We start from the raw sequence: 19,447 nt of genomic DNA, 5'->3' as shown, positions 1-19,447 counted from the left end.
TTTTGTGTCTGCATCGACACCGCCTACGCCCAGATCAATGAACCAGCAACCTCAGGACCGTTAATGTGACAACACCTGAATTGAGGGCAGGGACAACTGAAGAAGACGGCCGGATCGCCCTCATTCAATCGGATATCTGGATCGGCTTTCCTCGGGCGGAACAGGTGTTGGACCGCTTGCAGGGCATGATCGAAGCGCCACGACAAACCCGTATGCCTGGGCTTCTTGTGCATGGCGCCTCCGGGATCGGAAAGACGATGATTGCCCGAAACCTGTCGCGCAAGTACGCACCAGAATACGATCCGGCGTCGGGCATCACCCGCACACCGCTTCTGCTGTTGCAAGCGCCGCCCGCACCTGATGAACGGCGGTTTTACCTGCACATCCTGGCCGCCGTCGGCGCCCCGGCGACGGCTCTTAGCGCCCGCGCTCAAAATGTGGCTTCCCTCGAAGTCCGTGTCATCGCGCTCTTACGCGACCTTGGCCTGCGGATGATCATGATCGACGAGGTCCACAATCTCTTGGCCGGGACCCACCGCGAACAGCGCCGATTTCTCAATGTCCTGCGGTATCTCAGCAATGAACTCGAGGTGTCACTGGTCTGCCTTGGGGTCAGCGAGGCCGTCGATGCTATTCGCGGTGATATCCAGCTTGCCAGGCGGTTGGACGAACATCACCTGCCGAACTGGCGCGACGATGCCGAGTTCTCGGACATGATCCAGACACTCATCGCGGCAATGCCCCTCGAGAAGAAGTCCAATCTGAAGGTCAAGTCGCTCAAGCAGATACTTGCGCTGAGTGGCGGGGTGACCTCGCGCATCTTCGCCCTGATCAAGGATCTTTCCATCGACGCGATTGTGACTGGTGAGGAATGCATCACTGATGACGCGATCGCAAAATGGACGCCGGTTTGGTCGCGCCATGCGAAGGCCCATCGGCGGCTCGAGAAGTCCGGGGTGTGACGCCGCGACCGCTGCCAAAGACTGTCGCACCGCTGCCAGACGAGTTGTTGTCAGGTTGGCTGTCTCGGTTGGCTGCGGCCAACTACTGTGATGACGCCGAACTGCTGGCTCATATCGAAGTCGATATTACGCATGGCACCGCCTTGGACTTCGGCATCGACGCGGCTGCGGCAGAGAAGATTGCCAATGCCGCACGGGTCGCCCCAGATGTCGTGCGATCTTTGACCTTTCCAGCAATGACGCCACGAGAAGCATCGCTGACGGCCCAGATGCCATTCCAGCATTGTCTGCAATGCTCCCGAGAGGGCCCTTCGCTCAGGCATTGGAGGCGGGCCTGGGTATTCGACTGCCAGGTTTGCGGGACGAGACTGGTGCAGACCCTCGGCAAAGCCGGTGATGAACAAGTATCCGAGAAATTGATATGCCGAGCGCGCCGCGGGGCAGGGATGCTTGAGTGTGCCGCGCGATCGCGCAGCCCCAAGCAACTTCAGCGCGCAATGCGCGCGGTAACCTTTGCCATGTCACTTAAGGGCTGCCACGGGGGGCCGTTGTTTGCTCTTCAGAGCCACAAACCGGAAGTGAGGCTGTTTTGCCTTGCGGCGATCGCTGCGGCCCAGCCTCGTCCACTGATCAAAGCCGCCATCTCAAGCTCCGGCATCGACGACTATGCAAAGGTTGCTCTTTTGCGCGCCTTCGAGAAGGAGCATCGATTGCTAGCCGCGGTCGATCACATCGCGCAAAGGCGCGCGAGAAGCAAAGGCCCCATGACAGCCGAATCTCGCAATTAAGGGCAAAACACGATGCCGAAAGCGTCTCGTCTCAGATTTAAAGGCAACGCGACAGCATGACATTTGCCCGACCGGATCACATCAGCGACCTTGATACGTTACCCCGGATGTCCGCCTGGGTCACCTCCGGCCGTTCGGAAACCCCTGAAGATGTGGCGTTTTTGTCGGGCGCGGCATTGAACCACCTGCATCTTGTGTTGGCACGCGAGGAGGTCCCCAAAGCCTTGTTGCGGGCGCGGCTGGCCCTGCGCGCGGCTGCGGCTTGTGTCGCGTTCTCTGGACGACCGGAGCGGGAAGCGGAGTTGCGCGATGCAGTGCACCTTCTGCGCCCCGGTGATCTGCCCGGCCAGGCGGGCGAGGTCTACCTGGCCTGGCGGCGCGCGGTGGAGCGGCCGGTGTCGATCAAGGCCCTGGGCCGAGCCTTGCCGACCCTCGGGCCGGACCAAATCGCCGCGTGGCTGGACGCGGGGCAGGGGGCACCGGTCAGGCGTGCCGGACTGGTTTTGAAAGCAGTGCTGCGCGAGGCGCCGCGGGCCGACGTTCCGGGGCTGATCCTTGCGGATGCGGCCCTTTCCCAAGCCCTCGGTTGGGATCGTCTCGTGCCGCTGCTGGCCCCGGGCCTGAAACGCGCCGACCTGCGCAAGCGGGGGGAAGACTTGCGGCTGGCCTGTCATCGAGCGCTCACCTCGTCGGTGGTCGAGGCCGTGCGCCTTGCTGCCGATCTCGCGCGTCGGGCGGCGCATCTGAAAGCGGTCGCTCCGAAACTGCGGGCCAAGGGGGCCGGCGACGCGGTCGAGATGTTCCTGACCCGCGATGCCGTGGCGCCGTCGGCCTTGCCTTTGTCGGATCGCGCCGCGCGGCGGCTCTGTGACCGGCTGGTCGATCTGGGCGCGGTGCGCGAGCTGACCGGGCGCGACACCTTCCGGCTGTATGGGGTGTAGGGATGGCGAGTGGGGCGGTGATAGCGGGCGGTTGTGGGTTGGATGTTCAAGTAGTATGATTAGATATGAACAGGTATGACAATCAAGGCGGAGGCATATCATGTCCAGACTGACGATTTCGATGCCCGATCAGATGAACGATTGGGTCGAGGCGCAGGTCAGCGCAGGCCGTTATGGCAATGTGAGCGAGTATTTCCGCGATCTGGTGCGGCGCGATCAGGAACGCCGGGAGGCGGCGTTTGATGATCTGCGCAACATGCTGGAGCGGGCCGAGGCCGGGGGCGTGAGCACGCGTGGCTTGAGCGACATCATGGCCGCCGCACGCGAGGAAGCGCGGCAAAAGGGCCTGCTACGTGGCGAGGATTGAAATTTCCCGTGATGCCGAGCGCGACCTGATCGACATCTACCTGTATGGTATCGAAGAGTTTGGCCTGCATCAGGCCGAACAGTATAGCGAGGTGCTTCATGGCCGGATCGAAACCGTGGCGGCAAACCCGAGTTTCGGCTCGGATTATGGATATGTGAGCGAAGGGGTGCGGCGCTATGAGAGCGTCTCTCACGCTGTTTACTATCGGCAGATTGCGGGCGGTATTCGTGTCCTGCGGGTTCTGCACGGGCATATGGACCCCGGGCGGCATCTTGGGTGACCGGGGGTATGTGCCCGTTGCGGAGGAGGCTGGGCATGATCCGCTGTCCTGGGGCCTGAGATGGCCATAGACCGACCCGACGCCGATCTTGACCGCGAGTTGCCCGACCTGCCGCCGGAGTTGCGCTGGCGCGAATGGATGCGGCGGATCGAGGCGGTGCTGTTTGCGTCGGCCTCGCCGGTGCCGCGCGAAGACCTGGCGCGGGTGGTGGGGCAGGGGGCCTCGGTCGATCTGCTGGTCGAGGACCTTGCCGCCGATCTGGAGGGACGGGCCTTCGAGATCGCTCAAGTCGCTGGCGGCTGGATGTTCCGGACGCGGGCTATCTACGCCCCTGCGATCCGCGCGGCGGCAGATATCGGGGACCAATTGCTGGACCTGAGCGAATTCGACGTCGCGGTCCTGGCCGCCATCGCCTACCACCAACCGATTACACGCGAAGGTCTTAAGGATATTTTTGGCAAAGAGGTCAACCGCGATTTGCTTGGTCGCTTACATGCGCGCGATTTGATTGGAACGGGTCCACGATCACCTCAGAGAGGGGCACCTTACACGTTTGTGACGACAGAGCAGTTTTTGATCGCGTTTGATCTTAAGAGCTTGCGAGACCTTCCGGACAAGGAACAATTGTTAGATGCCGGTTTAAGCGTAGAGAACGCGGAAGCTGGCTGAATAAATGTTACTCAAACTGTTTGCTTTGTGAATAGTCTTGGCCTAAACAACTTTAGGGGGTTGGAGTGACACCCCATTACACCCCGGCTTGAACTTCCATGGGTCGCGGTAAACTGCGGCGGCCTTCGTCCATTCCCTGGCTTCTGAGGTCGCCGATTTTCTTCGAACATCCCAAAGTGCATCAGGTTGGGCATACCAGAGGAAACCTGCCATCATATTTGCTTTTTCCTAAAGCGCACGTATATGCATTTTGTGAATGTCAGTTGTGGTTCATTCACGGCGGTGCATCCTCCCTGTAGCACCGAATAACTGCGGCGACCCTTTCCCCTTTTTACCCCAGGTGGGTCGTCGCTACTTTTTCTGCAGACTGCGCTGCTTGCGCGAGCCGGAACAAGTACAGGCGGTGAGTTGAACCAAAATATAAAAGTCTCGTTTGGTGTGCGTGTAGAGATTGGCAACCAATTTAGAAGTGACGACCGGCTCGGTATCAGTGCAGCTTGTCGGGAAATATTTCGCTCAGTTCACCGTCACCGAAACCTTAGATGGAGGCTTGATTGCCCAGTGGCCCTGTCCCTTAGAAGGGCGTTTGAGACGGTCGGCGATTTAGATTAGAACCCATGGTGTCTTTGGATTCTGGTTTCCAATTGATCCTCGTTAGTCCTTCTCGGTAGTGGTGCCTATTGTCCGGAAGATGCCTACTCGTTCGCCGAGGGGCGTCCTTAGCCTTGCAAATCGTTAAGAATCTGTTTGATTGGTTAAGTATTTATTCGCGTTAAACACGAACAAAACAGAGGACAGGCCATGCGGTTCATAGTACATTTACTCGGAGCAACCTCGATGACCTTGCTGCCATCAATGGCGTTTGCCCAAGAGGGCGAGCGCGGTCGCGATGATCAACTCAACATTATCTACTGGCAAGCGCCCTCAATCTTGAACCCCTATCTATCCGGCGGTGTGAAAGAGCGCGATGCTTCCAGCATGGTGCTTGAGCCTTTGGCCAACGCCGATGAGAAAGGCGAGCTTGTTCCGAAACTGGCGGTCGAAATTCCCACGGTCGAAAACGGGGGCATGACCGAAGACCTCAAGACCATCACTTGGAAACTGAAGGAAGGGGTGACTTGGTCCGACGGCACGCCGCTTACCGCCAAGGATGTGAAGTTTACGGCAGATTATTGCATGAACCCCGAAGGCGGTTGCGCACAACTGTCGAAGTTCAATGACGTGAAAGAAGTCGAAGTCATTGATGATCGCACCGTGACGATCCATTTCGACGAGCCGAAACCGTACCCCTATCTGCCTTTCGTGGGCGCGGCCGCGCCCATCCTTCAGGCCGCCCAGTTTGCGGAATGCACCGGCGCGCGGGCACCGGGTTGTACGGAGGAAAACTTCAACCCGATTGGCAGCGGCCCCTTTGTGGTGACGGATTTTCGGCCTAACGACTCAATCCAGCTTGTCGCGAATGACAATTACCGCGATCCCAGCAAGCCTGCTTTCGCCAAGCTCAACTTCAAAGGCGGCGGGGATTCCGTGTCAGCCGCGCGCGCGGTGATGGAGACGGGCGAGTTTGACTACGCTTGGGATCTGTTGATGGCTCCCGACGTGCTGGAGAAGATCGCTGAAGGCGGCACCGGCAAGCCTATTTTCGAGTTCGGCCCCTTGGTGGAGCGGATCGAGATCAATATGACGAACCCCTCGCCGGACCTGCCGCCGGAAACCCGCGCGACGGTTGAAGAGCCGCATCCTTTCTTGACCGATCGTCGTGTACGGCAGGCCATGAGTATGGCCATTGATCGCGAATTGCTCAACGAAATCGGCTATGGTCAAGCGGGTCGGCCAACCTGCAATTTGGTCCCCGCGCCGCCGATCTATAGCTCTGATAACACCGAATGTCTGACGCAGGATTTGGAAGCGGCGAAGACGCTTTTGGATGAAGCGGGCTGGCAGGACCAAGACGGGGACGGCGTGCGCGAGAAAGACGGTATGCGCCTGTCGCTCCTGTTCCAGACCTCCACCAATGCCGTTCGCCAAGACTTTCAGGCGCTGATCAAGGACTGGTGGAACCAGATCGGCATCGAGGTTGAGCTGCGCAACATCGATGCCTCCGTCTTTTTCGGCGGCGATCCCGGCAGCCCCGACACTTTTCCCAAGTTCTATGCCGACGTCGAGATGTATGCGAACCTCTATGACGGCACCGACCCGCAAGCCTATCTGGCGCAGCGTCGCTGCGGAAATGAGCCCAAACCCTCGACCCAGTGGCAGGGCGAGAACATCAACCGCTTTTGCGATGAGGAATACGACACTCTGCTGGATGAGCTGTCTCGTACCAGCAAGATCGAAGAGCGAGCCCGTTTGGTCAAACGTCTGAACGACATCATTACGACCGAAAGCAAATCCATGTTGCCGCTGATCAATCGTGCAGCGGTGGCGGCACAGGGCAACACGCTTGGTGGTGTTAGGCTGAACGCTTGGGATAGTGATTTGTGGAACGTTGCCGATTGGTATCGCACCGAAGGCTAAACGCAAAAGCGGTGGCCCCTTCGGGCCACCGCTTCGAAATTCAGGTGTTCGCCTGCTGCGCGGGCTTACGAGCCGGAGCGGACCGCCACAACTTCGATCTCAACCAGCCAAGCCTGGTTCGCCAATCCTGCAACCGCAAAGACCGACCGGGTTGGTAATTCGGGTTGCTCATCGGTGCCGAAATACTGGGTATAGCCTTTCATAAAGCCCTCAAAGTCCATCCCATCGCTGCCTTCGGGAGCGACGAGATAGGCCTGCATTTTGATGACGTCCCCCATGTCAAGATTGAGCCCGGCAAGCTTTTTCTCAATCGAAGCGAGCACACTGGCAGTTTGGGTTGCCGTATCTCCGAAGTATTCGGGTGAGCCCTTCTCGGCCGTCTCATTGGCGACCGTCGGCACGGTGCCACTGAGGTAAACCAAGGTTGCATCCGCGGGCACTTCCACCGCCTGCAAGATCGGGAAGTCTGAATCCGGCAAGCCGTGGCGAACAACTTCTGAGCCTTGAGCGTATACGCTCGTGGCCATAAGTGCTGCGACAGCGGCGAGGGGGGCGATAAACTTGCGGATCATTCGTGTTCCTCCGTGTTCTGATTTACAGGCTCGGCCGGCCGGGCGTCGGCCACGGCGTCGAGCGTACCATCGGCCTCATAGTCATTGCCGAGGTTCGTCTGGATATAGTCTGTGATAGCCAATACTTGTTGGTCATCGAGAAAATGCCCAAGACTTGGCATTGCAGCCTGGCCATTGATGATGATGTAGGTCGCATAGCCAGCATATTCGAGGTTGGGGTTGCCACTAAGAGCAGGGTACTTCCCAGCCCCAATGGCCCCTGACCCGTCAGCCATATGACAGCCGGAGCAGAGCGTTTGATACAACTCTTCGCCATCTTCGCTGACATATTCTTCGACCCATTCACCGCCATCCGCCATAGCGGTTATGTCACGCTCTTGTGCACGGGCTTCGCCCTCGGGAGAGGTCTCGCCGGTTTCAGGCGCCGTGGCTTGCGCCGCGCGCGTGTTTGCGTCGTTGTCTTGGGCATAGAGCGGCAGAGTGCCGAGAATGCCTACGATCGTCGCTGAGAAAAATATCTGTCGCATGGCTTCACCCGTTGATTACTTTGTCATGGAGACGCGAGATCGCATCAAGCGAGGAGAGAATCGCCCCTTCTTGCCACGCAGGCAGGTAAGAAAGGTGTTCGCCAGCGCAGACGACGCGATTGTCGATCTTGATGGCCTCCTCGTAATTGTCGCGATTTTCCCAAACGCCCGAGCACCCGAGAACCCATGGGACCTTGTGCCACACAACGCTGACGCCGGTCTTGAATTCATCCCGATACTGAGGATGGATTTTGGCACCCTGTCTTAGTGCCCATTCCAAGCGCTCATCAGGCTGCATGGCGTTGAACTTGTAGGAGTTCTCTCCGCGCCATGTATAACCGCCCAGCAACACGGCCGGCCCATCGGAGAAATAGCCTGTCGAGGGGTAGCTTATCTGGCCGATGGCGAGATCGGTGTAGCTGATACCACCGTAGATATCTTCGTCTTCTTCCCAGAAGCGGCGGTTGAATTCGAGGCCCCATTTCGTCGATCCGTTGTAGTACATCGAACTGATCGCATTGGATAAATCACCCGAAAGGTTGTGGTCGATCTGCCCGAGGATGGAGAAAGGAATGGTACAGACACAATAGTCCGCTTTGCTGGTCTGCTGGCCTCCACCGGCCGTGTCTTCCCACGTCACCGTTACCCCGTTCTCGTCCTGCTGTAGCGAGACGACTTTGGCGTTATAGGTAATAAGATCTCCAACCTCGCGCTCGAACCCTTTGGCGATACCATCCATCCCGCCGACCGGCTGAAACATAGGAGCTTGGTGATCCACTGTCTCATGCGTGGCGAGATACTCCCAAAGCCGCGACTGCAGCACCTCCTGCGGGTTAAGCAGGTCCGAAGCTTCAGGCGCTGCCCCGACACCGCCGCCCGGCTGCTTTGCGTAGCCGCGATAATGGCTGGTGTCCAAGCTCCTCACGTATTCGTTCTGTTCGTTCAACACGCCGAAAGCTCGCAGGCTTTCCAGTAGGACTTCTCGGTCTTGCGCGGTGACCAGTTCATCAAGTCTTCCCTGATTGACGGCCTTGGCCAACAACTCCGAGATATGCCCACGATAATCGGTTTTGATGTCTTTCAGGCGCTGCGGTTTGCCGCCATAGGCGTCTGAACGATGAAGATAGGAGTTATAGTTCAGCTGGATAAATGGCTCGAGAGGGACTTTAAGCCGCTTACAGTAGTCTAAAACGGCATGGTGATTATGCGGTAGCCGCCATGGGCCAGGGTTGATGTAATTGCCTTCAGCAAAATCAACGTTCTGGGTTGCGCCACCAAGTTCAGTGTACTCGTCGCCCGAGCGCAGGGTCCAACATCGCCCGCCCGCCTTCTCACGGAACTCTAGCACCTCGACCTCATAGCCAGCTGCCCGCATTTCATAGGCGGCAGTGAGCCCGGCCAGGCCGGCACCGAGAACCAGCACCTTCGCTCCCTGAGGATCTCCGTCTAATTTAATGGGTCCGCTATAATCAGAGGGTGCTGCAAAACCCATTGAAGTCATAGCATGATACATAGCGGCACTGCCTGCGGCAGTGCCGATCATCGTTAGAAGATTGCGGCGTGTGATTTCACTCATGGAGCCCCCCTCGTCGTAAAAACGATAAGCGCACCCCCGATCACTGCGACACGAGCGCGCTAGTTCACGAATTAAGTAATTCTACAGGGCCAACCGTTCGCAAAGGTGCAGGGTTCCAAGAAATCAGGTTTTGTTTTTGGGGTGAACCAAAAGAGCGTTCTATCTGGTTCCCCGAGTGCAAGTTAAGCACGCCATATCGTCGGCGCTCGCGCTTTGACTGCCGAAGCGCAAGTCCCCTTTCAGAGCGGTGCGATTTCAATGAGGGCCAAGAAATCGCCGCTCGGCCAAAGAAAGATGCCGTTCCTTGTGGCGCAAAACATAAAACGGGCGCTGCGGTAGCTTGAAATCCATTAAAACCAGCCGGCTTGCATTGACCGCCGGGGCGACCATGAGCCAACCGGGTTCCGGAGTCTGCCACTCACTTTCCGCTGTTATCTTATCCGTCTCATAGGTGCCAGATCAGCCGGGCGCCTATGAGACGGATAAAACCTTCCAAGGCTCTATCTGCCACTTATTAAATGTGAAGGATAGAATTTTGGGGCTGCAAAATTACAGCCCCAAAGAAAGCGCAATCAATCATTGCCCCCAGTTGTATGCGATTTCAACAAGGATTCGTCGTCCTGGACCGTAGTTTCTACCCCGAAAGTCTATAATCATTTCGTCACCGCGTGTATCAAAATGATTTTCATGTCTTGCTCCCAGAAGGGCTGTGGATTTGAGATCAGCGAGGTAGGCTGTTAGCTCTTGCGCTGAATAGTGTTGTGAAGCGTCAAGATGGGCGCGGATTTGGCGGCTTAGAACCTCCTCGAGCCCATCTGTCTGACCGGTGGTGATTGCCTCAAGAGCCACCGTTTCCGGAACGTCTAGGCTCAGGACCCATTGATTTCCGCATGTCGGCATGATTCACGGCTCGAAAAACGAGCGGTGAACATGTCTGATCTCTTCTGGCTGACGGATGCGCAGATGGCGCGTCTTGAGCCCTTCTTTCCAAAGTCACACGGCAAACCACGGGTCGATGACCGGCGTGTACTGAGCGGAATTATTTTCATCAATCGCAATGGCTTAAGATGGCGCGATGCGCCCGCGGCCTATGGCCCGCACAAGACGCTGTACAACCGTTGGAAACGGTGGAGCGGCAAGGGCGTCTTCGCCCGGATGATGGCGGGTCTTGCCGCCGGGCACGGCGAAGAGAAGACCGTGATGATCGACGCAACGTATCTGAAGGCCCACCGAACAGCGACCAGCATGGGCGTCAAAAAGGGGGGCGTGGACGCCTGATCGGGCGGACAAAGGGCGGCATGAATACCAAGTTGCACGCCATCTGCGACAGCCAGGGACGACCGCTCGACCTGTTTGTCACTGCCGGTCAGGTGAGCGATTACATCGGCGCGCGGGCATTGCTCAGCAATCTGCCGAAGGTCGAGTGGCTGCTCGGGGATCGCGGATATGATGCCGACTGGTTCAGAGAAGCGTTGAAAGACAAAGGGATACGCGCATGTATCCCCGGCCGAAAACAACGCAGGAAAACCGTCAAGTACGATAAGCGGCGCTACAAACGACGCAACCGGATCGAAATCATGTTCGGCAGGCTCAAGGATTGGCGGCGTGTGGCAACCCGATACGACCGCTGCCCGAAGGTCTTCCTCTCAGCCATCGCACTCGCGGCAACCGTCATCTATTGGCTATGAGTCCTGACCCTAGCCGCGCCGGGGCCCCATGCCGTCGCGGTTAAGCCCGAGCCGCGTTGCATGCCATGAAGCCTCGGCGCGAGACGAAATGCCTAGCTTGGCGTAGATCGCCTTGATGTAGCTTGCCACCGTTGTCTCCGCGAGGCCGAGCTCACGCGCCACTTCGCTGTTCCGCAGCCCGCGCGAGATCAGCGCCAGCACCTCTGTCTCGCGATCAGTGAGCCCGTGGGTGGGCGGTGCACTCGGACCGGTAAGACTGAAATGCTCCATGATGCGCCGGGCGATCGAGGGTGAAAGCGCGGGCAGGCCCAGATGGATCTGACGCAACTGGTGGGCCAGTAGAGAGGCCGGGTTCTCCTTGAGGAGGTAGCCCTGCGCCCCGGCAGAGAGGGCGCCCACGACGCTGGCATCATCGCCGAGCACGGTGGTGACGACGCAGATCGTGGCGGCGCGGCTGTCCCTGATCTGCCTCAGCAGGTCGAGGCCTGACCCGTCCGGCAGTCCCAGATCGATCAGCGCCAGATCCTGGGGCTGTTCCAGCAACCCGCGTGCCTGCCGCAGCGTTTCGGCCTGCGAGACCTGCGCGCCTGCAAAAACCTCTTCGACGATGGCACAGAGCCAGCGGCGGGTCTCGGTAATATCTTCGACGACAAGGATCCGCATCAGCCCGCCGCCTTTTCAAGCCCGGCCGTGCCGGGCGCGCGCACCCCGGCAAGCGGCAAGGTGGCGAGCACCCGGGTGCCGCTCTGCGCGGGTTCGATCACGAGCGTGCCACCGCAGGCCTCTACGCGAAAGCGCAGGTTTGCAAGCCCGCTCCCCTGACGTTGCCATTCGCCCTTGGTGCCGGTGCCATCGTCCTCGACGATCAGCCTGAGCCTTTCACCCGGCAGTGGAAGAAACCGGAGGTGTACATTGCGGGCTTCGGCATGGCGCAGAGCATTGCTGACAGACTCTCGCAACAGCGCCCGAAGGGTTTGCACCTGAAGCGCTTTAAGCGAAATGTGCGGCGTATCCGCGGCGCTCAGGCCGCAGTCCTGCCACCTCATCCCCAGCCCTGCCGCTTCGAGATGATCGCCGATCTCCCGCCGAAGGTCAGCCAGAAGTTGCGCCAGAACCGCTCCGTCCTCCGCCGGGTTCGACACGATCTGTCGTAGGTCCGAGAGGGTCTGGCGGATCAGCATATCTTTCCGCTCGGCGTCCGAAGAGTGCAGCGCGCCCAGCAACTGCACCCCGATGTTATCATGCATGTCGCGGTTGATGCGGCGGCGTTCGGTTTCGACGGCGGCGTCATGGGCGCGTTGCTGTGCGATGGACCGATCAAGCATCTCGACCACACTGCGGGCCAGTTGTTCGTCGCGTCGGTTGAAAAGGACGCGCCCCTGCCGCGCCCAGTGCAGGCGGATGCCCGGCAGCCCGTGTGGCAGCGGAATCTCGAGCGTTTCACCGCCGTCGCGCAGGCCTGCCACATCGAAGCCCGTGGGGACTTGCTCGATGCGGAGCGGATCAAAGAGGCGCCGCAACAGCGCATGCAGCGCGGCATCGCGGTCCTCCGCCCGGGTGGCCAGAGCCACGTCGCCGACTAGCGCGAACAGCTTTTCGCGCTCCAGTCCGCTGTCGTTGCGCAGCCGGCGGCCAAGCACGTCGCGGAGCGGCAGATAGATCAGGCCCACTACGGCGATCGCAAGGCTGAATGCGGGCGCTCGGTCAAGCGCAAGGCCAAGGACCAGCGCCGCGTCGAGCACCAGCAGCAGAAGGACGCCGCCTACATAAAAGAGGATGCGGAAGGCCCAGTCCGACAACTCGAAAAGCCGGTAGCGCGCGATCCCCATGGCCAAGCCGACAGAGATCACGAGGAAAAAGAGAAAGGCGTACCCCTGCGAAAGACGCGGCGGTATACCCATCAGCAGCGGAAGAGTGACGGTCAGGCCGAAACCACCGGCGCTCAGAAGCACGGATAGGCCGAACCATCCCAGCATCGCCCGCGCCGTGGGGTTGCGCCGGTTCACCACGGCCTGCGCCAGAACCGCCGCCAGAAGAATCAGCATTGCGAGGAAAACGGGCGCCTGTCGGTCCTGCAGTACGTCCGGCCAGTCACCGAGGACGGCCAGGATGAAGACCGAGAACAGCGCTGCGACGGACCAGAGCGCCGCCCGCCCGGCAAGACGCGCCGGGTAGATCAGGAAGAGGTTGATCATGCCGATCCCGAAGACCAGCGTCCCGAGGTAGTTCAGCCGCGAGGCCGTCGTGAAGACCTCGGCACTGAGCGCAAGCTCCCGTGTGCTGTAGAGCGCGGCCGCGTCGGCGGAGATCATCAGGCCCAAACCTGCAAGCCCGAAGAACTGCACCGCCCGGTCTTCGCGCCGCAAAGCCATGACCCAGCCGCCCAGAACGATACCTGCGAGGCCTACGCCAAGCTGAACCCAGAAGACGCCCGGTAGGTCGTCAAGAGGCCGGGAAGACGCCGGTCGGATCTCTTGCATGACGCGGTCTGGCGCGCCTTGCGGGTGCAACTGAAGATGCGTTGTGGGTGCTTCGATACGCGCGAGCAGCGCGTCCTGCTTGACAAAGAAGGCGCGCATCGCTTCGGGGCCTCGCAGGGCGTCGGGCTCTTCTGTCAGGTCTCGCGCATAGACCGGCAGAGCCGGGAGGCCGGGAGCAGCAATCGAAAGCAGCGTCGCGCCTTGGGGGACGCGGCCTTCGGCGGGACCGTCAGGATGGACCGAATAGACTGTGGCGCTGTTGTCCGGCCCCGCGACGAGCCGTACCCCGAGCCAAGGCTGACTGAGCGCGACCCAGAGAACCAGGGTCGCTACCGCAAGTCCAAGTGCCAGCGCCGACGCTGCGAGCAGAATCGGAGAATGGGTTTGCTTCATGCGGTGGGTGCCATGTCACTAGGAATATCAGAAACCAAACATTCCGAGAGCTTAGTGCCCGTATTTTTATTTGAATACCCCTGAACAGGGGAGAGACAGCGCAATTTCCAGGCGCCAAAAAGGATATATTATCAATTAATCAAGGATATGAGGGATGCGCATTGCAAATCTTGGGCGGCTTGGCTTGGCCCTGGTGCTTGGCACATCGCTGTCCGGCTGTTTGGGTAGCGGCGGCGGAACCGGTGGGGGTGGCGGCGGTGGCGGCGGAACCGGTGGGGGTGGCGGCGGTGGCGGCTCAAGCTTCGACACCGAGTTCGACCGCGTCACGGCCTTGGCTCCGACATCGAACATGCCGACCGCTATCAACGCATCCTATGCCGGACGGCTGAAGGTGGACGTGACCGATTCTTCCAGCACCATCGGCGAGGTCGAGGGCGATCTGGACCTCGATGTGGCCTGGACTGACGGACAGACCACCAACCCGTTCACCGGGACCGCGTCGAATTTCACCGGCACGCTGGTGACCGGCGAAACGGGCGCCATCGACGGCACACTGACCGTGGACGACAGCTTTGGCGGATCTATCAGCCGGGTGGTCAATCCCGCGATGGAGGTGGCCGGCGTCTCGGTCCCCGAGACACAGATCGGAGCGCTGGACGTCACCCTAACCGGCGAACTGAGTCAGGGCGGCACCACGGCCGACACGAATATCACGCTCGGCGGGTCGTTCTTCGGCGATGCCGGTCAGGCCGCGCTTGGGCCGGTGGTCGGCGGTTACAAACAGCCGGACTCGACCAATCCGGCGGTGTTCGACGGCGCAATTGAAGGCACCTACTACATCGAACAAGAATGATGACAAGGCTCGCGGCATTGGGCGCGCGGCGCCTGCTCGCGGGCCTTTTCCTTGCACTGGCGCTTGTGTCGCAAGTGCCGGCGCAGCAGCCTGACGCGATTGCCCGCGCCGAGGCGCAGGTAAATGCCGGAGATTATGGCACCGCTATTTCCGCGCTGCAGAGAATGGGGCCGCAAGCGGTGCGCGACGCCGAGTTGCGCCGTCTCTGGGCGCTCTCCATGGCGCATGTTCGGCAGGGCCGGCCGCGTGCGGCTCTGCCTTGGCTCGACCGACTGGTCTCTCTTGCGCCGGATGCCGTCACCTACCGTCTGGAACTTGCCAACACGCTCGAGGCTGCAGGTCAGGCAGAGCGCGCGCGCTACCACTATTCCCTGGCGCGCGGCGCCGCGCTGCCGCCGTCGCTGGCCGAGGAGGTAACGCGGCGCATTGACCAGATTGATCGCGACCGGATCTGGGAAGGCAATTTCCGCTTCGCGATCGTGCCCGAGAGCAATCCCGCGAAACGAACCGCGGCTGATACCATCATGATCGGCGACCTGCCCTTCAAGCTCAAGGATGGCTCACGCGCGCAGTCAGCCCGGGGTATCGAGCTTGGCCTTGGGCTTGCCGCTCTGCCCCGTCTGGGGCCGGATCTGAGGCTCCGGCTGGGGGCGGCGCTCGATGCACGGCTTTACGAAGAGGTCGCACCCGACGACGTTCAGGCGCGGGCGGAACTGGGGCTGCTGCACTTCGGCGACCGGAACCGCAGGCTGGGCGCCGGGATCACCCTGCGAAAGCGCTGGATCGACGGAGAGGCTTACGCCAACACCCGTGGCGTCTATCTGACCTGGGGCCAGTCCATCGACGCCAGGGCGCGGAGCAGGCTTGACCTGACGCTGATCCGCGAGCGCACCGACTATGAGGCCCCCGGCACCAAGCCCGCCACCCGATCCGTCGCCGCAGCATCGCTCAGCCACACGGCTACGCCCCGGCTGCAACTCAGCTTCGGCTTGCAGCTAGAGCTGACCGAAAGCGAGCTAGCAACCGAAGCTGGGCAAGCCGGAGCGGTGACGCTTGGCGCGCGCTATGCCTTCGAGGGCGGGCTGCTCGCCGAGCTGACGTTGGCTCTCGGCCGGCATGAGCGCGAGGGTCCCGACAGCCTGCTCGGAATCGTGCGCGAAGACCGGCGCCAGAGCCTTTCAATGAAGCTCACGCACCGCGACTGGGCGGTCGCGGGCTTTGCGCCGGTGCTCGAGCTCGGAGTAGAGCGGCAGGACTCGAGCAACGACCTCTACAGCTATGAGAACCACCGTGTGTTGCTGGGCATCACCCGGCGCTTCTGACGCGATCGCGGCGTTCGGTAAGTGTCGCGTAGCTCTTAATTGTGAGGCGTGAATCACGCCATCAGAAGAAAATCAATGGGTCCTGACCCTAGCTATTTCTAAGTATCAGGTGGTGTATTCAAGCACAATTGGCAATCGTCGCACGGTGTCACTTGCAGCCATTGGCGCAGCAGCAGCGAAAGCTCGCTTCGTCCGCTCTGCCGACCTCGGTGCTCGTTGCAGCTAACGTCCGCTTCGAGCCGATTCTGTGGAAAAACACCTGTTCGCGAGCGCAGAATATCGACGGCTGAACGTTGCGCGAGCGTCTTTATCGTCAGGCTTTTCGCGATTGCTGCGGTGCGGGAAGGATCTTCGCCAGTTTCCGAAGGTTTTGGGCGGTTGCGGCGAGGAGGAATTCGTCATTTGCGCCGCACGGCCCGCGTAATCGGAGCCGGTTGAGGCCAAGGATCCGCTTGAGATGGGCAAAGAGCATCTCGACCTTCTTCCTCAGCTTCATCGAGATCACGTATTGGTCAGTTTTCGCAATGTCGCGGGCGACTTGCCGAGCATCTTCATGTTCCTCACGGGTGATCTTGCGGGCATCCGCATTCGGGCAGCACTTTGCTTTAGATGGGCAAGCCTGACAGACCTCTTTCAGCGCCCGATAGCGGGCTGTGCCCTTGCCGGTCGGCCCGCGGTTCGGATCGGAATAGTTCCGGCGGAATTGCTTCAGCTCGTGCCCCTCAGGGCAGATGTATTGGTCGTTCTCCGCATCCCATTCAAAGTCGGCTCGGGTCCATGTTCCGTCATTGCGCCCTGATTTGTCGAATACGGGAATGTGGGGTGCGATCTTGCGCTCGACCAGCCAGCCCAGCATCGGCCCGGTGCCATAGGCGGTGTCCGCGATCAGGCGCTCTGGATGAAGGTCGAACCTGTTCTTCACGCGCTTCAGCATGGTCTTGGTCGAACCGACTTCGGCCTGGCGGATGGATCTCGTCGCCTCCACGTCCACGATGACGCCATGGTCGGTGTCGATCAGGTAATTGTCGGAATAGCTGAAGAAAGCCGGACCTTTACGGGCCGCAGTCCACTGGCTGGCCGGGTCAGAATGCGACGTGAACTTGGGCTGCACCTCGCTGGCCGCGCCAAACGCGGCCTCGTCCAGCGTCTCGAGATACTCACGCACCGCCCTTGGCGCGTCGGCTGGATCGATCTGCGCCGCATCCCACTCCTCCTTCGGCGTCGAGTTCTGCTTGTTGGCATCGGCCTCGATGAGGCTCGCATCCACCGCCATGCGTTGGCCGCTGACCAGACCCTCCTCGATGCACCGCGCGACGGTCGTTTCGAACAGGTGCCGCAGCAATTCGCTGTCGCGGAAACGGCCGTGCCGGTTCTTGGAAAAGGTCGAGTGGTCAGGAACGCGGTCGCTCAGATCGAGACGGCAAAACCAGCGATACGCCAAGTTCACATGGACCTCCTCGCAGAGCCGCCGCTCCGACCGAATGCCGAAGCAATAGCCCACCAGCAGCATCCTGATGAGGAGTTCAGGGTCGACCGACGGCCGCCCCGTATGGCTGTAGAAGTCGGCGAGGTAGCTGCGCATGCCGGACAGGTCCACGAACCGGTCGATGGAGCGCAGAAGGTGGTTCTGCGGGACATGATCCTCAAGCGAGAACTCATAAAACAGCGCCGGCTGCGCTTCCTGCCGCGGTCCCATCATCGCCAATCCTCCCATCCTCTACAGGAATTGAATCAGCCGATGGTCCTTCGATCAAGGGCGAGTTTTTCAACAAAATACGCCCTTCCTGTCGGGGGGGGGGGAAGACAATCGCTCACGGCCCAGAGCCGACCTTGGTTATGAGAGTCGCCCCCGCATCGCAGCTTACCCGAAGCTGCCATTGATGCTGACCGCAGCGTTATCGACGGGCATACGTCGGCTAAGCGGGACTTTTCGGAGATTTGCTGCGCAGTGCAATAACATCCGCTTCAGTCGATCATAGTCGGTAGGACGTTGAGGCGGAGCGCTCTTACTATGTGGATTGATCGTTACTGAACCCCTAAATCAGCGCTCGAAATCGCCGCTGTAAGAGCGGTGGTCAGTAAACCTACGAGGAGATAGCAACCGAATGCTCTGATTCATCCAAGCTTGTAAGCTTAAGACATTCCATTTTTGGAAAAAATTGGCAAGCGGACCCAGAAAGTCGTTCGAACGCTTGGGGTAGATTCGTACCCAATCTCGCCTTCCATGTTTTCCACCAGCTCTTTGGAGATCGCGAGACCAAGCCCAGTCCCCTCACGACTGCGCGTCAAGTGATCCGCTTGCTGTGAGAATGGCTGAAATATTCGTTTTCCGAACTTTGGAGAAATTCCTGGTCCATCGTTGCTCACCAGAACTTTGCAGCTGTGTTCTGAGACGTTTATGCACACATGTACAGTTCCCCCAGCCGTGGAGAATTTCGAGGCGTTGGAGAGAAGGTTCGTGATGACTTGCTTGAGACGCTGAGCATCGGCGTTGACGTAGACCGGCGGGTTGGCTGAGAGTGTCCGATCTTCTGTGTAATTGCAATCTGGTCCATGCTTCCTGAGAGGAGCAAGGACGATGACCATATCCAAGGAACTGCTGGACGAACTACTGAAGGGCTGCGAGCGGCCTGAAGACCTGCTTGGCGATGCCGGGCTAATGAAAGAGCTCAAGATCAAGCTGATGGAGCGGATGCTCGGTGCTGAGCTGACGGCACATCTGGGCTATGAAGACGGCAAGGACGCCCCGCCTGATCAGGCCAACCGTCGCAACGGGTCATCTACCAAGAGATTGAAGGGGCAAGACGGTGAACTGCCTATCGCTGTGCCGCGGGACCGGGACGGCAGCTTCGAGCCTGAACTGGTGAAGAAGGGACAGACCCGCATTGATGGGATGGATGACAAGATTATCGGGCTTTACGCCGCCGGTCTGACGGTCCGCGATATCCGTGCTCATCTTGAGGACGTCTATGGCCTGCAAGTCTCGCCAGACTTGATCAGCCGCGTGACCGACGCGGTGTTGGATGAGGTTCGGGAGTGGCAATCCCGGGCGCTGGACCGGATGTATCCCATCGTCATTTTTGACGCTCTGCGGGTCAAGATCCGCGACGCCGATAGCCGCATGGTCAAGAACAAAGCCGTCTACGTGGCTCTTGGTGTCAGCAGGGATGGCGTGCGCGAGGTTCTTGGTCTTTGGATCGCTGACAACGAGGGCGCCAAATTCTGGCTCTCGGTGATGACAGAGCTGAAGAACCGTGGGCTTCAAGACATCCTGATTGCGGTCGTGGACGGCCTCAAGGGCTTCCCTGATGCCATCACCGCAGCCTTTCCCGACACGGCCGTTCAAACGTGCATTGTTCATCTCGCGCGCCACTCGTTGAACTTCTGTGCCTGGAAAGATCGCAAGGAGGTGGCCGCTGATCTGCGGCGGATTTACAGGGAGTGTGCGTAATTTTGTGCCCTGACGCCTTTAGTTACGCCATGGGAAAGCGTTCTTCGAACATGATGGCGAG

17 protein-coding genes and 1 pseudogene are annotated in these 19,447 nt (G+C 59.8%); 11 read left to right on the top strand and 7 right to left on the bottom strand.

Annotation, left to right across the window (positions count from 1 at the left end; translation table 11 throughout):
* The first annotated feature begins 65 nt into the window (after positions 1-65).
* The 7 genes from ACGYK9_RS18635 (at position 66) to ACGYK9_RS18605 (ending at position 6,524) form a co-directional block, all read left to right on the top strand.
* A complete protein-coding gene (locus tag ACGYK9_RS18635) occupies positions 66-962 on the top strand; it encodes a TniB family NTP-binding protein (protein WP_394415022.1) in 897 nt (298 codons plus the stop codon).
* Positions 959-1,750, top strand: coding sequence for a TniQ family protein (locus ACGYK9_RS18630; RefSeq protein ID WP_394422671.1), 792 nt, complete (start codon positions 959-961; stop codon positions 1,748-1,750). The genes ACGYK9_RS18635 and ACGYK9_RS18630 overlap by 4 nt, the downstream gene beginning before the upstream one ends.
* Before the next feature lie 56 nt (positions 1,751-1,806).
* Entirely contained in the window at positions 1,807-2,691 is an 885-nt protein-coding gene (locus tag ACGYK9_RS18625; RefSeq protein ID WP_394415017.1) for a DUF1403 family protein, read from the top strand.
* Between the two features lie 100 nt (positions 2,692-2,791).
* Positions 2,792-3,058, top strand: a complete 267-nt coding sequence (locus ACGYK9_RS18620; protein ID WP_073037346.1) for a type II toxin-antitoxin system ParD family antitoxin — start codon at positions 2,792-2,794, stop codon at positions 3,056-3,058.
* A complete protein-coding gene (locus tag ACGYK9_RS18615; RefSeq protein ID WP_394415013.1) occupies positions 3,045-3,338 on the top strand; it encodes a type II toxin-antitoxin system RelE/ParE family toxin in 294 nt (97 codons plus the stop codon). Before ACGYK9_RS18620 ends, ACGYK9_RS18615 begins: the two co-directional genes overlap by 14 nt.
* A 60-nt stretch (positions 3,339-3,398) precedes the next feature.
* Positions 3,399-4,007 (top strand): SMC-Scp complex subunit ScpB, encoded by a 609-nt coding sequence (locus ACGYK9_RS18610; protein WP_394415010.1) that lies wholly within the window; start codon positions 3,399-3,401, stop codon positions 4,005-4,007.
* An 801-nt stretch (positions 4,008-4,808) separates the two neighbouring features.
* Positions 4,809-6,524 carry a peptide ABC transporter substrate-binding protein gene (locus tag ACGYK9_RS18605; protein WP_394415007.1) on the top strand — a complete coding sequence of 572 codons (1,716 nt, stop codon included), beginning with the start codon at positions 4,809-4,811 and terminating at the stop codon, positions 6,522-6,524.
* A gap of 65 nt (positions 6,525-6,589) precedes the next feature.
* Here ACGYK9_RS18605 and ACGYK9_RS18600 read toward each other — a convergent pair whose 3' ends face one another.
* From ACGYK9_RS18600 to ACGYK9_RS18590, 3 genes are read right to left on the bottom strand one after another with little or no spacing between them, the layout of a single operon-like run.
* Positions 6,590-7,096: a RidA family protein gene (locus tag ACGYK9_RS18600; protein WP_394415004.1), complete on the bottom strand. Its 507-nt coding sequence runs from the start codon at positions 7,094-7,096 to the stop codon at positions 6,590-6,592.
* A complete protein-coding gene (locus tag ACGYK9_RS18595; protein ID WP_394415001.1) occupies positions 7,093-7,623 on the bottom strand; it encodes a c-type cytochrome in 531 nt (176 codons plus the stop codon). Before ACGYK9_RS18595 ends, ACGYK9_RS18600 begins: the two co-directional genes overlap by 4 nt.
* 4 nt (positions 7,624-7,627) lie before the next feature.
* Entirely contained in the window at positions 7,628-9,199 is a 1,572-nt protein-coding gene (locus ACGYK9_RS18590) for an NAD(P)/FAD-dependent oxidoreductase (protein ID WP_394414998.1), read from the bottom strand.
* A gap of 930 nt (positions 9,200-10,129) precedes the next feature.
* Between ACGYK9_RS18590 and ACGYK9_RS18585 the strand changes: the two genes are divergently transcribed.
* Positions 10,130-10,887, top strand: a protein-coding gene (locus ACGYK9_RS18585; RefSeq protein ID WP_394414996.1) for an IS5 family transposase whose coding sequence is annotated in 2 segments (ribosomal slippage) — positions 10,130-10,451 and positions 10,451-10,887 — 759 coding nt in all. Because the reading frame shifts where the segments join, the coding sequence is not laid out codon by codon here.
* Positions 10,888-10,896: 9 nt separating this feature from the next.
* On the opposite strand, the gene ACGYK9_RS18580 is transcribed toward ACGYK9_RS18585, so the two are convergent.
* A complete protein-coding gene (locus ACGYK9_RS18580) occupies positions 10,897-11,550 on the bottom strand; it encodes a LuxR C-terminal-related transcriptional regulator (RefSeq protein ID WP_394414993.1) in 654 nt (217 codons plus the stop codon).
* On the bottom strand, positions 11,550-13,760 hold the full coding sequence (locus tag ACGYK9_RS18575) for an ATP-binding protein (RefSeq protein ID WP_394414991.1): 2,211 nt from the start codon (positions 13,758-13,760) through the stop codon (positions 11,550-11,552). Before ACGYK9_RS18575 ends, ACGYK9_RS18580 begins: the two co-directional genes overlap by 1 nt.
* Before the next feature lie 154 nt (positions 13,761-13,914).
* Between ACGYK9_RS18575 and ACGYK9_RS18570 the strand changes: the two genes are divergently transcribed.
* Together ACGYK9_RS18570 and ACGYK9_RS18565 are read left to right on the top strand one after the other, a co-directional pair.
* Positions 13,915-14,613 carry a hypothetical protein gene (locus ACGYK9_RS18570; RefSeq protein ID WP_394422669.1) on the top strand — a complete coding sequence of 233 codons (699 nt, stop codon included), beginning with the start codon at positions 13,915-13,917 and terminating at the stop codon, positions 14,611-14,613.
* Positions 14,610-15,935: a surface lipoprotein assembly modifier gene (locus ACGYK9_RS18565; protein ID WP_394414985.1), complete on the top strand. Its 1,326-nt coding sequence runs from the start codon at positions 14,610-14,612 to the stop codon at positions 15,933-15,935. Before ACGYK9_RS18570 ends, ACGYK9_RS18565 begins: the two co-directional genes overlap by 4 nt.
* Positions 15,936-16,248: 313 nt before the next feature.
* Here the strand turns inward: ACGYK9_RS18565 and ACGYK9_RS18560 are convergent, their stop codons facing one another.
* The gene (locus tag ACGYK9_RS18560; protein WP_394415027.1) at positions 16,249-17,634 is read right to left on the bottom strand and encodes a transposase; all 1,386 of its coding nucleotides are present in this window, start codon (positions 17,632-17,634) and stop codon (positions 16,249-16,251) included.
* 434 nt (positions 17,635-18,068) lie between these two features.
* Positions 18,069-18,521: a sensor histidine kinase gene (locus ACGYK9_RS18555; RefSeq protein ID WP_394415024.1), complete on the bottom strand. Its 453-nt coding sequence runs from the start codon at positions 18,519-18,521 to the stop codon at positions 18,069-18,071.
* On the opposite strand from ACGYK9_RS18555, the pseudogene ACGYK9_RS18550 reads away from it, so the two are divergent.
* Positions 18,514-19,374: pseudogene (locus ACGYK9_RS18550) on the top strand (IS256 family transposase); the annotation flags it as partial. The gene ACGYK9_RS18555 and the pseudogene ACGYK9_RS18550 sit on opposite strands and share 8 nt — an antisense overlap.
* Positions 19,375-19,447 lie beyond the last annotated feature (73 nt).

It is taken from the genome of Sulfitobacter sp. 1A15258, assembly GCF_043557045.1.
GTDB lineage: Bacteria > Pseudomonadota > Alphaproteobacteria > Rhodobacterales > Rhodobacteraceae > Sulfitobacter > Sulfitobacter faviae.
Note: the sequence above shows the minus strand (reverse complement) of the source record. Positions and strands in the feature narration are given on the sequence as shown.